16 protein-coding genes are annotated in these 14,542 nt (G+C 61.0%); 11 read left to right on the plus strand and 5 right to left on the minus strand.

Going from position 1 to position 14,542, the window contains the following annotated elements; translation table 11 throughout:
• A complete protein-coding gene (locus ACQY1K_RS15055) occupies positions 1–918 on the plus strand; it encodes a Ku protein (RefSeq protein ID WP_430257752.1) in 918 nt (305 codons plus the stop codon).
• A 14-nt stretch (positions 919–932) separates the two neighbouring features.
• The gene (locus tag ACQY1K_RS15060; protein ID WP_184654548.1) at positions 933–1,739 is read left to right on the plus strand and encodes a Ku protein; all 807 of its coding nucleotides are present in this window, start codon (positions 933–935) and stop codon (positions 1,737–1,739) included.
• 366 nt (positions 1,740–2,105) lie between these two features.
• On the opposite strand, the gene ligD is transcribed toward ACQY1K_RS15060, so the two are convergent.
• Entirely contained in the window at positions 2,106–4,784 is a 2,679-nt protein-coding gene (gene ligD / locus ACQY1K_RS15065) for a DNA ligase D (RefSeq protein WP_430257753.1), read from the minus strand.
• Between the two features lie 153 nt (positions 4,785–4,937).
• Between ligD and ACQY1K_RS15070 the strand changes: the two genes are divergently transcribed.
• A complete protein-coding gene (locus ACQY1K_RS15070; RefSeq protein WP_113111803.1) occupies positions 4,938–5,372 on the plus strand; it encodes a winged helix-turn-helix transcriptional regulator in 435 nt (144 codons plus the stop codon).
• A gap of 39 nt (positions 5,373–5,411) precedes the next feature.
• Here the strand turns inward: ACQY1K_RS15070 and ACQY1K_RS15075 are convergent, their stop codons facing one another.
• Positions 5,412–6,161, minus strand: a complete 750-nt coding sequence (locus ACQY1K_RS15075) for an SDR family oxidoreductase (RefSeq protein WP_430257754.1) — start codon at positions 6,159–6,161, stop codon at positions 5,412–5,414.
• Between the two features lie 219 nt (positions 6,162–6,380).
• Between ACQY1K_RS15075 and ACQY1K_RS15080 the strand changes: the two genes are divergently transcribed.
• A complete protein-coding gene (locus ACQY1K_RS15080) occupies positions 6,381–6,890 on the plus strand; it encodes a disulfide bond formation protein B (protein WP_430259035.1) in 510 nt (169 codons plus the stop codon).
• Positions 6,891–6,900: 10 nt separating this feature from the next.
• On the opposite strand, the gene ACQY1K_RS15085 is transcribed toward ACQY1K_RS15080, so the two are convergent.
• Both ACQY1K_RS15085 and ACQY1K_RS15090 read right to left on the minus strand, forming a co-directional pair.
• The gene (locus ACQY1K_RS15085) at positions 6,901–7,458 is read right to left on the minus strand and encodes an HNH endonuclease (protein WP_062461688.1); all 558 of its coding nucleotides are present in this window, start codon (positions 7,456–7,458) and stop codon (positions 6,901–6,903) included.
• Between the two features lie 101 nt (positions 7,459–7,559).
• Positions 7,560–8,213, minus strand: coding sequence for a DNA-3-methyladenine glycosylase family protein (locus ACQY1K_RS15090; RefSeq protein WP_430257755.1), 654 nt, complete (start codon positions 8,211–8,213; stop codon positions 7,560–7,562).
• An 18-nt stretch (positions 8,214–8,231) separates the two neighbouring features.
• Between ACQY1K_RS15090 and gluQRS the strand changes: the two genes are divergently transcribed.
• On the plus strand, positions 8,232–9,146 hold the full coding sequence (gene gluQRS, locus ACQY1K_RS15095) for a tRNA glutamyl-Q(34) synthetase GluQRS (protein ID WP_430257756.1): 915 nt from the start codon (positions 8,232–8,234) through the stop codon (positions 9,144–9,146).
• On the opposite strand, the gene ACQY1K_RS15100 is transcribed toward gluQRS, so the two are convergent.
• Positions 9,069–10,058 (minus strand): YihY/virulence factor BrkB family protein, encoded by a 990-nt coding sequence (locus tag ACQY1K_RS15100; protein ID WP_430257757.1) that lies wholly within the window; start codon positions 10,056–10,058, stop codon positions 9,069–9,071. The two genes, gluQRS and ACQY1K_RS15100, sit on opposite strands and share 78 nt — an antisense overlap.
• A gap of 100 nt (positions 10,059–10,158) precedes the next feature.
• Here ACQY1K_RS15100 and ACQY1K_RS15105 point away from each other — a divergent pair, with 100 nt between their 5' ends.
• The 6 genes from ACQY1K_RS15105 (at position 10,159) to ACQY1K_RS15130 (ending at position 14,460) form a co-directional block, all read left to right on the plus strand.
• Complete coding sequence (locus ACQY1K_RS15105) at positions 10,159–10,992, plus strand: SDR family oxidoreductase (RefSeq protein ID WP_430257758.1); 834 nt, start codon at positions 10,159–10,161, stop codon at positions 10,990–10,992.
• Positions 10,993–11,020: 28 nt separating this feature from the next.
• Positions 11,021–11,224: a twin transmembrane helix small protein gene (locus ACQY1K_RS15110; protein WP_062461700.1), complete on the plus strand. Its 204-nt coding sequence runs from the start codon at positions 11,021–11,023 to the stop codon at positions 11,222–11,224.
• A gap of 33 nt (positions 11,225–11,257) precedes the next feature.
• Positions 11,258–11,830 (plus strand): cob(I)yrinic acid a,c-diamide adenosyltransferase, encoded by a 573-nt coding sequence (locus tag ACQY1K_RS15115; protein ID WP_062461703.1) that lies wholly within the window; start codon positions 11,258–11,260, stop codon positions 11,828–11,830.
• 48 nt (positions 11,831–11,878) lie between these two features.
• On the plus strand, positions 11,879–12,625 hold the full coding sequence (locus tag ACQY1K_RS15120) for a rhomboid family intramembrane serine protease (RefSeq protein WP_430257759.1): 747 nt from the start codon (positions 11,879–11,881) through the stop codon (positions 12,623–12,625).
• 140 nt (positions 12,626–12,765) lie between these two features.
• The gene (locus ACQY1K_RS15125) at positions 12,766–13,512 is read left to right on the plus strand and encodes an electron transfer flavoprotein subunit beta/FixA family protein (protein WP_062461709.1); all 747 of its coding nucleotides are present in this window, start codon (positions 12,766–12,768) and stop codon (positions 13,510–13,512) included.
• Between the two features lie 18 nt (positions 13,513–13,530).
• Complete coding sequence (locus ACQY1K_RS15130) at positions 13,531–14,460, plus strand: electron transfer flavoprotein subunit alpha/FixB family protein (protein WP_430257760.1); 930 nt, start codon at positions 13,531–13,533, stop codon at positions 14,458–14,460.
• The last annotated feature ends 82 nt before the right edge of the window (positions 14,461–14,542 follow it).

Here is a 14,542-nt window from a genome sequence, read left to right on the forward strand (position 1 = left end):
ATGAGTGCACCACGTGCCAACTGGAAAGGTCATATCAAGTTCGGCGAGGTGAGTTGCCCCGTCGCGCTCTATACGGCGGTTTCATCGTCGGACCGGATCAGCTTCAACATCCTCAATCGCAAGACCGGAAATCGCGTGCGCCGCGAGTTCGTGGACAGCGAAACGGGGAACACCGTCGAGCACGACGACCAGGTGAAGGGCTATGAGACCGGCAGCGGCAAATACGTGGTGCTGGAACCCGAGGAAATCGCCGCCGCTATCCCCGAGAGCGACAAGACGCTCGATATCGACGCGTTCATCTCCTGCGCGGAGATCGACGACATCTATTTCGACAAGCCCTACTATCTCGCGCCCCAGAAGCTCGGCGAGGAAGCCTTTGCGCTTCTGCGCGACGGCATGAAGGAGGCGGGCGTCGCAGCGATCGCCAGCACCGTGCTTTTCCGGCGGCTGCGCACCGTGCTGATCCGTCCCCACGGCGACGGGCTGATCGGCACCACGCTCAATTTCGATTACGAGGTCCGCTCGACGGACAAGGCCTTCGAAGACGTGACAGAGGTCAAGATCGACAAGGAGATGCTCGAACTCGCCTCCCATATCATCGGCACCAAGAAGGGTAGCTACGACCCGACCAAGTTCGACGACCGGTATGAAGAAGCGCTGGCCGAACTGGTGAAGGCGAAGCTCGAGGGCAAGAAGATCCCGAAGCGGAAGGCCCCGACAGCCTCCAAACCATCCGATCTTCTGCAGGCCCTGCGTGAAAGCGCCGGCATGGGCGGCAAGTCCGGATCAACGGACAAGCCGAAGGCAAAGACCAAGGCGAGCGCCAAGCCGAAATCCGCCAACACCAACAAGACGCCGCGCAAGACTGCCAAGTCAGCACCATCATCCTCGACAAGCACGCGCCGCAAGGCCGGTTAAGGGAAACGACAGCCATGGCGATACGTCCCTACTGGAAAGGCTATCTGAAGCTTTCGCTCGTCACCTGCTCCGTCGAGATGACACCGGCGACCTCGGAAAGCGAGAAGGTGCGCTTTCACACGCTCAACCGCGAAACCGGCAACCGGGTGCAGAGCCACTACGTGGATTCGGTGACCGGCAAGCCCGTGCGCGATGACGATGAAGTCAAAGGCTATCAGCGAGGCGAAGACGACTACGTGATGCTAGAAGACGAGGAGCTCGACAATGTCGCGCTCGAAAGCACCAAGACGATCGATATCTCGACCTTCACGCCGCGTTCCGACATCGACTGGATCTGGCTCGATACCCCCTACTATCTGACGCCGAACGAAAAGGTCAGCGAAGAGGCATTCTCGGTGATCCGCGCCGCCATGGACAGCCAGGAGATGGTCGGCATTTCGCGACTGGTGCTCGGCCGGCGCGAACGGGCCGTTATGATCGAGCCCCGCGGCAAGGGCATCGTTCTCTGGACGCTGCGCTTCGGCGACGAGGTGCGCGAAGCCAAGGACTATTTTGACGGACTGGACAAGGCCGAGCCCGAGAAAGAGACATTGCCGCTGATCCGCAAGCTGATCGAACAGCAGACCCGCCCCTGGGACGCGAAATTCGTGACCGATCCGGTGCAGGACAATCTGCTCGACATCATCAAGTCGAAAAAGAAACAACGCCGCCCGACACCGAAAAAGGCCGAGAAGGAAGAGTCGGACAAGCCCAGCAACGTCATCGACATCATGGATGCGCTGAAACGCTCGCTGGCGGCAGACAAGCGGAAAAGCAAGTAGGCTAACGGCTTTTGGGGAACGGTGGCCTCAGGCTGCTGACAACCACTGAAGAAGCTACTGCTCAGGATGCAGGCGATACCTCGGTCGCGCAGGCCTTGAAAGTCCCCCAGCCGCGCGTTGCTTGACGAGAGCGACGCCCCACTTCCCTCATCCTCACCCTTGTGGCGGGGATCCAGCGACACGACGCCTGCCGGGTCGAAGACTCTTGTCAGCTCAAGGACTTGAGCTGACTGGATCCACGCCACAAGGGCGAGGATGAGGGGCGTTTGGGACTAGGCTCACTTTTCCAATTGACTGTAGAGTTGTTCAATAACAGCATTGTCAGCTGCGTGAGTAGGCCGAACGCCGGCCTACTGTCCTCACCACTCAACCTCGAGCCTCAACCTTCTTCAACCGCTTGATCGCCTCGGCAAGCGGCCGTTCGGCATCGCAATAGTCCTTCCACGCTTCGCTTTTCGCAATCAGCGCCGGCACCGTATGAATGGTGAAGCGGTGCGGGTCGAGGTCGGCTTTGACCTGGGTCCAGGTGAGCGGCATGGAGACCGTCGCACCCTCGCGCGCACGCGGCGAAAGCGGCGCGACGGCTGTCGCCATGCGGTCGTTTCGCAGATAGTCGATGAAGATGCGGCCTTCACGCAGCTTCTTCGACATCTTGGTGAGATAGAGATCGGGATCGTCCTGCGCCATCAGGTTGGAAACCCGGTGCGCGAAATCCTTGGCCTCATCCCACGTCAACTCCTTGCGGCCGCCCGTCTTCAGCGGCACGACCACATGCAGGCCCTTGCCGCCGGTCGTCTTGCAAAAGCTCATCAGCCCCAGTTCGTCGAGCCGATCGCGGATTTCTCGCGCCGCCTCGACCACCCTCGGGAAGGCGACATCGGGAGCCGGGTCGAGGTCGAAAACAAGCCGGCCCGGAACCTCGGGCTTGTTCGGCTGGCAGTTCCATGGATGCAGTTCCAGCGATCCGACCTGCGCGAGAGCTGCCAGTCCCTCGATGCGATCGACCTGCAGATAGGCCTTCTTGTCGCCATGGACCTTGACCAGTTCCAGAAGGTTCGATGTGCCCTGCATGGCATGCCGCTGGAAGAACTGCTCGCCGCCGATCCCGTCTGGCGCGCGGATGACCGAGCAGGGCCGACCCTTGATGTGCTCTATCATCCAGCCCGCGACCGATTCGTAGTAATGGCCGAGATCCTCCTTGGTAACAGGCGTGTCACCGTTCTGGGCATCGCTTGGCCAGAGCGGCTTGTCGGGATTGGAGAGCATCACGCCCATCACTTCCGCCTTGCCGCCCCTGCCGCGCGGCACCTTCGTGGGTTTCGCGCCGCTGGCGGTCTTTTCCGCCTTTGGCTGCGGCGTCTCCTGATCCGGTGAAGCCGGCTTCTCGGCCTCGACCTCATCAGCCGGCTTGTCTTCGCGCAGGCCCTTGAATGCCGCCTGGCGCACCTGACCATCATTGGTCCAGCCCGCGAACTGGATCTCGGCAACCAGCTCCGGTTTCACCCAATGCATGTCCTTGGTCTTCTTCGGCGCTCCGATACCGGTAAACGGACTTTTGTCGGCAGAAAGCGGATCGAGCTTGGACATCAGATCCGCCGCCCTGCCCGCGCCAAAACCGGTTCCGACGCGTCCGACATAGACGAAATGGTTGTCGCGATAGACGCCGGCCAGTAGCGAGCGGAACTTGCCTGAGGTCGTCGCATAGCCGCCGATCACCACCTCGTGGCCTGCGCGGCACTTGGCCTTGACCCAGGTGTCGCTTCGGCCCGACCGATAGGGCGCGTCCGCCTGTTTCGAGACGATGCCTTCGAGCGAGAGACGGCAGGCGGAACGAAGAACCGCATCGCCACCGGTTTCGAAATGGTCCACATAGCGGATCCGTGTGCCGGCTTCCGCCTCGGCAATCACCTGCGACAGCCGCGATTTGCGCTCGTCCAGCGGCATGCCGCGCAGGTCCTGCCCCTCGTGGAAGAGGAGATCGAAGGCGAAATAGACGAGGTCGTCTGTCTTGTCCTCGGAAAGTGCTGCCTGCAGCGCGGCGAAATCTGGCGCACCGTCATGATCGAGCGCGCAGATCTCCCCGTCGATGACCGTATCTGGCAGGACCGCAGCATCTTCGGCGATCTGCGAAAACCGCTCCGTCCAGTCGAGCCCCTTGCGGGTTCTCAAGATGGTCTTGCCATCCTGCACGCGCATCTGAACCCGATATCCATCGAATTTGATCTCATGCAACCAGCCTTCTGCCGACGGTGGCCGGTCGCGGATCTGGCAGAGTTGCGGTGCGATGAAATCCGGCATTTTTTCCGAGGCCGGATTCGCCTTATCTGCGCTCTTGCCCTTACTTGCACTCTTGCTCCCAGCCTTCCGTTCGTCAGCCGCCAGCCCTTCGCTGCTGTCCCACACAGCATCCGCATCGACCGCGCTGCTGGTCAGCATGAAAGGTTTCGGCTTGCGTCCCTTGCCCGCAGCAATCGTCGCCATGTCGCGACCGGAAGCGACCGAGGTTTCGGTCTCCTTCAGGATGGCATCGCCGTCCTTGTCGACCGAGTGATCGTCGTGATGCTTGATCAGCAGCCAGTTGGTGCGCTTGCCGCCATCGCGGTCCTTTTTCATCCGCACCAGCACGAAGCCGCCCTGCAGCCGTTCGCCATCGAGGATGAACTTGAAATCGCCATTGGCGAGCGCCTTTTCGAGTGGGAGCGCGCCATCGACTTCCCAGTAACCCCGGTCCCACAGCATGACCGTGCCGCCGCCATACTCGCCTTTCGGAATGGTCCCTTCGAAATCGCCGTAATCGAGCGGATGGTCCTCGACCTCGACCGCAAGGCGCTTGTCCTGAGGATCGAGCGACGGGCCGCGGGTCACCGCCCAGGACTTGAACACGCCATCCATTTCCAGCCGCAGATCGTAATGCAGCCGCGTCGCATCGTGCTTCTGAATGACGAAGCGGCCGCGCTTGGACGGCCGCACTTTAGCGGCGCCGCTCGGCTCCTTGGTCTTCTTGAAATCACGCTTGCTGCGGTAGGTTGAAAGAGTATCGGACATGGAACGCTCCCGGCACGGCTAGGGAGTCCGAATGTCCCACCGGCGCAATAGTTCCACAACGCACGGTGGATGGATCGAAGGCGCTCGTCTTGCTGCCTAACTCTCTTTTCGATACAAACGCACTCAAGGTTCGAGCCCAAGGAAAACGCCACCATGAGCATCCAGCAGAAGCCGGTCTTCACGGCCGACGACGTGGCGCGGGCAGAGAGCTACAAGGCCCGCGATTATCCTGACAATGTCGATCCCAAGGTGGAAGACCTCGTCCGCCAGATGATCTCGGGCTTCGCCGACAAGTGGACGGTGGTCATCCTCGATACGCTGTGGGACGAAGGTGTTTTAAGGTTTTCCGACCTCGCCCGCCGCGTTACCGGCATCAGCCAGAAAATGCTGACCCAGACGCTCCGGCGCATGGAACGCGACGGTCTGGTCATCCGCAAGACCTATGCCTGCGTGCCGCCCAAGGTGGAATACAGCCTCTCGCCGCTCGGCCTGACGCTGGGGGCAGCCTTCTGCAATGTGTGGATCTGGGCGGTCGAAAACCACGATGCGGTGGCAAAGGCCCGGACAGCATTCGACGACGAAGATTGAAAACGGCGGCGATACCGCCGCCTCCAGAAATTGCAGCCGTCAGCTCGGGTTGATCATCGAAAAGACCTGGTCGAAATTGCCTGTGGCTTCGGCCGTGCGCTGCCGCATCACACGCTGAACCATCACTTCCGACGGCGTCTGATCGGCGCAGAGCAGACCGACGGATTCAGACACGAAATCGGCAAGCGGCATGGCCGTCGCGAATTTCGACTGGCCGGGTGTCAGCTCCGTTGCCACCTGCGGCGGGGCAAGCTCCACCACGGCGATCTTGGTGCTGCGCAATTCGTGCCGCAGGCTCATTGTCCAGGAATGAATGGCTGCCTTGGTGGCGCTATAGGTCATGGAATCGGTGCGCGGCACGAAGGCGAGGCCGGAGGAGACGGTGACGATCGCAGCTTGCGGCTTCTGGCGCAGATGCGGAAGCAGGGCCGAGGTCAGCCAGATCGGTGCGAGAAGGTTGGTGGTGATGGTGCGCTCGGCGACATCGACGTCGTAAACGTCAGCGAGCACGTTCTCACGCTCCATGATGCCCGCATTGTGGATGACGACGTTGAGATCCGGATGATCCTTCACGACCGATGCGGCAAATGCGTTCAGGCCGTCCTTGTCCGTGACATCGAGCTGGTATCCGGAAAGCGCCGGATTGTCCTTCAGCGTTTCATTCAGGCTCGCCTCGTTGCGCCCCGTAACGATGACCTTCGCGCCGCGTTCGGAAAGGGCGATGGCGAGACCGCGGCCGATGCCGGAATTGCCGCCGGTGATCAGGATTGTTGCTTTCGTGAAATCCATTTGCATTCTCCAATGCTGCTGATGCGCTTCAATATCATCCATAGTAACTTTTAGTAAGAAGGCACCTTTTCGTAAGAAATGGGAAATCGGATGGGGCCATCACGGCAATGTGCCGCACACGCCCTGCCTGACAAGGGGCACACGGTTTACAGGATGGCCGGTTCTGATTTACAGCTGCGCCCGAAATCTCGTCGGGAATACAAGGATAAGCCGATGGCGCTGACAGCTTCCACCACCCATGCCCGCAAGGGTCTCGGCCATGCGGTCATCGTCACGCTCGGCATGGTGGCAACCGTCGGCACAGCGCTCGGTTTCCAGTATCTCGGCGGCTATATTCCCTGTGCGATGTGCCTGCTGCAGCGCGAACCCTATTACTATGCAATTCCGGTCGGCATTCTTGCCATGGGCGCCCTGGCATTCGGCATGCCCGCCTGGATCGGCCGCACGCTTCTGATCCTTGTCGGCCTGATGATGCTGGTTGGCGCCGGCATGGGCGTTTATCACGCGGGCGTCGAATGGGCCTTATGGGAAGGTCCCGCAAGCTGCGGCGGCGGCGCGGGCGTCACCACCAATGCCGGCAGCCTTCTCTCCGACCTCAACACGGTGCATGGTCCGTCCTGCACGGAAGCAGCACTCCGCGTGCTCGGTCTGTCCTTTGCAGGCTGGAACGTGATCGCCAGCGTCATCCTCGCGGCCATCGCCTTCATCGGCGCCAAGAAGGCCGCGTGAGACGTAACCCTTACGGCTGCAGCTCGGAATCCCAGTAGAGATAGTCCATCCAGCTTTCGTGCAGATAGTTGGGCGGAAACAGCCGGCCGTTGTTATGCAGGTCCTGCACGGTCGGCGCATAGGGCTTCTGGTGCGGGAACATGCCGGCCTGCTTGGGAAGCTTACTGCCCTTGCGCAAATTGCAGGGCGAGCACGCCGCCACGACATTCTGCCAGGTCGTTTCGCCGCCATGGGCACGCGGGATCACGTGATCGAAGGTCAGATCGTCGTGATCGCCGCAATACTGGCACTCGAACTTGTCGCGCAGGAACACGTTGAAGCGGGTAAAGGCGGGATTGCGGGTCGGCTGGATATAGGTCTTCAGGCTGACGACGCTTGGCAGTTTCATCGAGAAGCTGGGCGAACATACCGAATGATCATATTCGGCAATGATGTTCACACGGTCGAGGAATACCGCCTTGATCGCGTCCTGCCAGGACCACAACGACAAGGGATAATAGCTCAGTGGCCGATAGTCAGCGTTCAACACGAGCGCCGGTAAGGCCTGCGGGGAGACTGCAATCGTCAAATGACGCTCCTAACGGATTCGGCATCTATCTCCTCTATATTAGGACCGTTGTTACAGGATTGTGAAGCCCTTTAAATACAGGCGGCTTCGTCACTCAAACTTCACAAAATCGGAGAGACGTCGCGCTTCGTCCGGACCCCGTAATAGGACCAGAAAAGCCTCGTCGCGACCGAGCGCCACGGCCGCCAGATGAGCGCGATGGCGGCGAGCTGCTTTTCTGTCGGGCGCGCTTCCATGCCAAGCCCATCGGCAACCGCTGCCTGCAGCGCCACGTCGCCTACCGGAAAGAAATCCGGGTGGCCCGCGGAAAACATCATGTAGCACTCTGCCGTCCAGGGACCGATGCCGGGAAGTGCGATCAGCTGTCGTGTCGCCTCGGAAGCCTCCAGTCCCGCGATCGCATCGAGATCGAAGCCCTTCTGCGCAATCGCTGTCGCAAGATGCGTGAGCGTCGCAGCCTTTGCCCGCGAGAGCCCGAAGCTCGCGACGACCTCGGGATCGAGCGCTGCAAAAGCCTCAGCTTCGGTGGCACCGACAGCTGCCATGCGCTTCCAGATCGCGTCGGCGCTTGCCCGCGATACGACCTGCGAGACGATGATGGAGGCAAGGCCGGCGAAACCCGGTTCGATCAGCCGCAGTGGCAGTTCGCCGGACATCTCGATGATGGGGGCAAGGCGCGGATCGGCGATCACCAGTTCGGCAAGTCCCTCGTCGATATCCGATCGGTCGCGGATGATCCGCACGGTTTTCTCCATGGTTGCGCATCACAAATCATGGCAGAAGGAGGCATGCCAGCCGCCCAAATCGCCACCGACCCTGATAGACCAATCTTGCGTTTCGCGCCAAGCCCGAACGGACTGCTGCATCTCGGGCACGCGCTGTCGGCCATCCTCAACCACGACATGGCCCGGGACATGAATGGCCGCTTCCTGCTGCGGATCGAGGATATCGATCTTGCTCGCTCGACGCCTAACTACGAGGACGCCATCTACCGCGACCTTCACTGGCTTGGCCTTTCCTGGGAAGAACCGCCGCGCCGCCAGTCCGAGCATTTCGAGACCTACCGTGAAGCACTTGCTGAATTGATGGAGATGGGGCTCGTCTATCCGGCCTTCATGACGCGCGGCGAGGTGAAGGCAAGGGTCGCAGATTTCGAGGCCGATGGCGCGACATGGCCGCGCGACCCGGATGGGTCAGCGCTCTATCCTAATCATGACCGGTACCTGAGCGAGACCAAACGAAAGACGCTGATCGAAAGCGGCATCCGCCACAGCTGGCGGCTCGACATGGACAAGGCGCTGGCGAGAGTTTCGGACGCTTTGACATGGCGGGAGATAAGCGACGGCGCCGAAAAGCTCGTTCCGGCCGATCCGGCAGCCTGGGGCGATGTCGTCCTGTCGCGCTCCGATGCTCCGTCGAGCTACCATTTCTCCGTCACCGTGGACGATGCGGCGCAGGGCATTACCCACGTGGTGCGCGGCATGGATCTCTATCACGCAACGTCGGTTCACCGGCTTCTGCAGGATCTGCTCGGTCTGCCGCAGCCGCTCTACCACCATCACCGGCTGATCCTTGGCACAGACGGTCGGAAGCTCTCGAAAAGCGAGGGATCAACCGGGCTTGCGGCTCTGCGCGACGCGGGCCTCAGCCCGCTCGACATTCGCCGCCTCCTCGGCCTGCAGAGCTAAAGCCGAAGCATCGCCCCGGCGGCGACGCTCTTTCCGGACGCGGGAGAAGACGGAATAGATCCGGTACTTCATCAGCGCGGCATTGAACTCGGCGCCCAGCATGAAGATCACGCCCACCATATAGAGGAAGATCAGCACGATCATGATCGACGCCAAACCCGCATAGGTCGCTGCATAATTGGCGAAGGTGGAAAGATAGGCCGCGAAGCCGAAGCCGAAGCATGTCCACAAAAGCACCGTCAGCGCCACACCCGGCATGATGTCGATCAGCCGGCGATCTCCAGCCGGAAGGTATTTGTGCGACCCGAGCAGGCCGATCATCAGGAGAAACGCCGTGCCGACGAGACCCCAGTTGGCAGCCGCGTTGAGATCGCTGATCAGCCACGGAAAGCGGGTCTGGGCAAACCGCGATGCGACGGGGACCGCCAGCAGAAGAATGCTGATGACCGCAAAGATCACCACCGCCAGGATGACATAGCCCAGACTGGCGAGACGCGTCACATACCACGGCCGCGTTTCGGTCACCCGGTAGGCGCGGTTGAGCGAGATGCGCAGCGCCTCGACGCCGTTCGACGCGAAGTATGCAGCGGCCAGCACCGATACGGTCAGCAACCCGCCGCGCGGTATCTCCAGCACCCGCTGCAGTTCAGACGCGATCGGATCGGCCACATCGGCCGGCCATGTATCGAACAGGAGATGCACGGTCGTCTGCGAAAACCCGCCGGCACCGAGGAAACCGGCAAGCGCCGTGCCGAAGATCAGGAATGGAAACAGCGCCAGTAGCCCCGACAGCGCCACGTGGCTCGCCATCGCCCATCCATCGTCCTCCGAGAAATGCCAATAGGCATCCCAGAGCACCTTGAACGCCAGTCTCGGCCACCTGACCGGGGAGTTTTCTTCCAAAGGCGGCATCTCCCTGAGGGCTTCGGTGGAGGATGAGTTGAGGCTTGTGGCAAAATATGGAAGGTAGGCGGCAACTTGTACAGAGAGACCTTAACGGTATGCAATCGGCATGACAGACGGAAGAACGATTATCGTGACAGGCTGTTCCTCAGGGATCGGCGCTCATTGTGCCCGCGCGCTGAAATCCGAGGGATGGCGGGTGTTCGCGACCGTGCGCAAAGAAGCCGATCAGGCCGCGCTGGATGAGGACGGCATCGAAGCCCTGGTGATGGACTACACCAGGCCTGAAACGATCGAGGCTCTCGTCGACACCGTTCTCGCCCGTACCGGCGGCCGCATCGACGCGCTTTTCAACAACGGCGCCTATGGTCAGCCCGGCGCTGTCGAAGACCTTTCGACCGACGTGCTGCGTCTCCAGTTCGAGACCAATCTGTTCGGCTGGCATGACCTCACGACCCGCATCATCCCTGTCATGCGGCGACAGGGTCATGGACGCATCGTCAACTGCTCCTCCATTCTCGGCATCGTTCCCTATCGCTACCGAGGCGCCTACACCGCCTCGAAATTCGCGCTGGAAGGTCTGACCGTGACGATGCGGATGGAGCTTTACGGAAGCGGCATCCATGTGAGCCTGATCGAGCCCGGACCGATCGACACGCAGTTCACGGCCAACGCGCTCGCCAAGGTCAAAGAGAATATCGACCTGGTCAATTCGCCGCATGCCGAACAATACAAGCGGCAATTGCAGCGGCTGGACGGGAGCGGGCCGGTCAACCGCCACAAGCTGGATCCGGACGCCGTTCACACGGTACTGAAGCATGCCTTGACCGCCGACAACCCGAAGCCACATTATCTGGTGACGAAGCCGGCCAAGCAGGGCGCGTTTCTGAAACGTATCCTGCCGGCAGCGCTCTTCTACAAATTGATGCAACGGATCGACTGATCGCCCGCAAGCGGAAAGCAAAATCTCGATGGCCACCTTTACCACCGTTCTGACCGTGATCGTCATCGGCCTGGTCGTGCTCGTGCTGATCAAGGGCCTGTTCAACATGGTGAAGGGCACCGATGCCAACCGGTCGAACAAGCTGATGCAGTTGCGTCTGCTGCTCCAGGCCGTGGCCGTCATCCTCATCATGTTCACGCTCTGGCTGACCGGCGGCGGCCGGCCGAGCTAGAGCAAATGCCGAACTAAGGAAATTACAGTCTTCATGGTCAAGCTCAACAAGATCTACACGCGCACCGGCGACGACGGCACCACCGCACTGGTGTCCGGCCCGCGGCGCGACAAGCACGACATCAGGGTCGAGGCCTATGGCACGGTCGACGAGGTCAACTCGACAATCGGCATGGCAAGGCTTCATACGGCCGGCATGGGCGAGGTCGACCAGATGCTGTTTCGCATCCAGAACGACCTGTTCGATCTCGGTGCCGATCTTGCAACGCCAGATACCGGCGAAAAGCCCGAATACGAGCCTCTGCGGATCATCGAAGCGCAGGCGACACGTCTGGAAACCGAAATCGACACGCTGAACGCCGATCTCGAACCGCTGAAATCCTTCGTCCTGCCCGGTGGTTCGCCGGCTTCCGCCTATCTGCATCTCGCCCGCACCGTATCGCGGCGTGCCGAACGGCTGATGGTCGAGCTTTCGAGGCATGAGGCGATCGGCCCGGCTGCGCTCAAATATATCAACCGCCTGTCGGATTTCCTGTTTGTCGCGGCCCGCGTCGCCAACGAGAATGGCAGGACCGACATTCTGTGGGTGCCCGGCAAGAACCGATAGGCGAAAACGCGACCAAGGCGCGACGGACGGGAGGAGAGGAAGCGACGCATGTTCATTCCCCTGCATGATGCCGTCGCGCTGAAATACATCCGCGTGCAGTGGGTGACGTTCTCGCTGATCGCCGCCAACATACTCATGTGGCTGTTCACGAGCCTTGCTCCATCGGAAACGACAGAGATCGCCTCGCTGGGTCTCGGCTTCATTCCGGCGATCATCTTCGACTATGCGGTGCTCGATCCCTCGGTCATCCTTGTCCCGGAAGACGCAACCTTCGTCACCTACGCCTTCCTGCATCTGGATTTCTGGCACCTTGCATCGAACATGCTGTTTCTCTGGGTGTTCGGCGACAATGTCGAGGACGCTCTGGGTCATGTACGCTTCCTGATATTCTACCTGCTTTGTGCCGCAGCCGGCGCGCTTGTGCACGGCCTCGTCGGCCCGATGTCCGAGGGGCCGCTGATCGGCGCATCGGGCGCGATCTCCGGTGTCGTCGCCGCCTACTTCCTTTTGCATCCGCGCGTTCGGGTATGGGTGCTCGTTCTGTTTCGAATTCCGCTGCCGCTGCCGGCCTTCATTCCGCTGACGCTCTGGATCGTTCAGCAATTCGTGATGCTTTGGCTCGAAGCCGATAGTGCGGTGTCCTGGGGCGCGCATGTCGGCGGAATTCTGGCGGGCGCCGCACTCGTCATCGTGATGCGGCGCCGGGGCGTTCCCCTGTTCGACCGCGAGATCGTCACGCCGAAGGCCGTGCTGCACAAGCAGAGCATATCGCAAGAGACGCGACCGGCCGAATAGGCCTATGAGAAAACCGCAACCCAGATGGGATAATCCACGTTGTCATCAGGGCAAAAATGGGTATCCATGTCGCCCACTGACAAATGGATAAGCCGCAAATGTCGCAATCTGCGGCTGGAGAAAAGTCAAGGAAGGACCCCATGAAGATCCTGGTGCCTGTAAAGCGCGTCGTCGACTACAACGTGAAGATCCGCGTCAAGCCGGATGGATCCGGTGTCGAGCTTGCCAACGTCAAGATGTCGATGAACCCGTTCGACGAGATTTCCGTCGAGGAAGCCCTGCGCCTGAAAGAGGCCGGCAAGGCCGAGGAAGTCATCGTCGTTTCGATCGGTCCGGCAAAGGCTGAAGAAACGCTGCGCACGGCGCTTGCTATGGGCGCCGATCGGGCGATCCTGATCGAGACCGACGAGACGGTCGAACCGCTTGCCGTTGCGAAGCTGTTGAAGGGCGTCGTCGACGCCGAACAGCCGGGCCTCATCATCGTCGGCAAGCAGGCGATCGACGACGATTCAAACCAGACCGGCCAGATGCTGGCGGCATTGCTGGGAACCGGGCAGGCAACCTTTGCCTCGAAGATCGAACTTTCCGCCGACAAGGCTGTGGTTACCCGCGAAGTCGATGGTGGCCTGCAGACCGTCGAGGTCAAGCTTCCAGCCGTCGTCACCACCGACCTGCGCCTCAACGAGCCGCGCTACGCGTCCTTGCCGAACATCATGAAGGCGAAGAAGAAGCCGCTCGACAAGAAGACGGCAGCGGATTTCGGCGTCGACATCGCCCCTCGCCTCAAGGTTCTGAAGACCGAGGAGCCGGGCGGCCGCAAAGCAGGCATCAAGGTAAAGTCCGTCGAGGAACTGGTCGGCGCCTTGAAGACCGCCGGCGTGATCTGATTTTAGGGAGATAAACTCATGGCCATTCTTCTTCTGGCAGAACACGACAATGCCAGCCTCAACGACCAGACCGCCAAGGCGCTGACGGCCGCAACCCAGATCGGTGGCGAGGTCCACGTGCTGGTCGCCGGTTCCGGCGCGCAGGCCGCAGCCGATGCGGCAGCGAAACTCTCCGGCGTCTCGAAGGTTCTGCTTGCCGACGACGCAAGCCTTGCCAACAGCCTTGCCGAACCGCTTGCAGCACTGATCGTGTCGCTGGCCGGATCCTACGACGTCATCATGTCTTCGGCGACAGCGTCCGCCAAGAACGTCATGCCGCGCGTTGCTGCGCTGCTTGATGTGGCGCAGGTTTCCGAGATCATCGAGGTGATTTCGCCCGATACGTTCCGTCGCCCGATCTATGCCGGCAACGCCATCCAGACCGTCCAGGCGACCGATGCCAAGAAGGTGATCACCGTGCGCACGGCATCCTTCGCGGCAGCCGACGAAGGTGGTTCTGCTTCCGTGGAAACCGTGGCCGCCGCAGCAAACCCTGACGTCTCGTCCTTCGTATCCGATGCGCTTGCCTCCTCGGACCGTCCTGAACTCGCATCCGCCAAGATCATCATCTCCGGTGGCCGTGCACTCGGTTCCTCGGAAAAATTCCAGGAAGTCATCCTGCCCGTCGCCGACAAGCTGGGTGCGGCCGTTGGCGCTTCGCGCGCAGCGGTCGACGCAGGCTATGCGCCGAACGACTGGCAGGTCGGCCAGACCGGCAAGGTGGTTGCACCGCAGCTCTACATCGCGGTCGGCATTTCCGGTGCCATCCAGCATCTGGCCGGCATGAAGGATTCCAAGGTCATCGTTGCGATCAACAAGGACGAGGAGGCACCGATCTTCCAGGTGGCCGACTTCGGTCTCGTCGGCGATCTCTTCGAGATCCTGCCGCAGCTCGAAAAGGCCCTGTGAGGGCGACCGGCTTTCTCGCACCGCAGTTCGGCGACGCGAAAATGCTGGCAAAAAACACGCTAGCAGACTAGAAAAATGCCGG

The sequence above is a fragment of the Neorhizobium sp. IRS_2294 genome, assembly GCF_050500145.1.
GTDB classification, from domain to species: domain Bacteria; phylum Pseudomonadota; class Alphaproteobacteria; order Rhizobiales; family Rhizobiaceae; genus Neorhizobium; species Neorhizobium soli.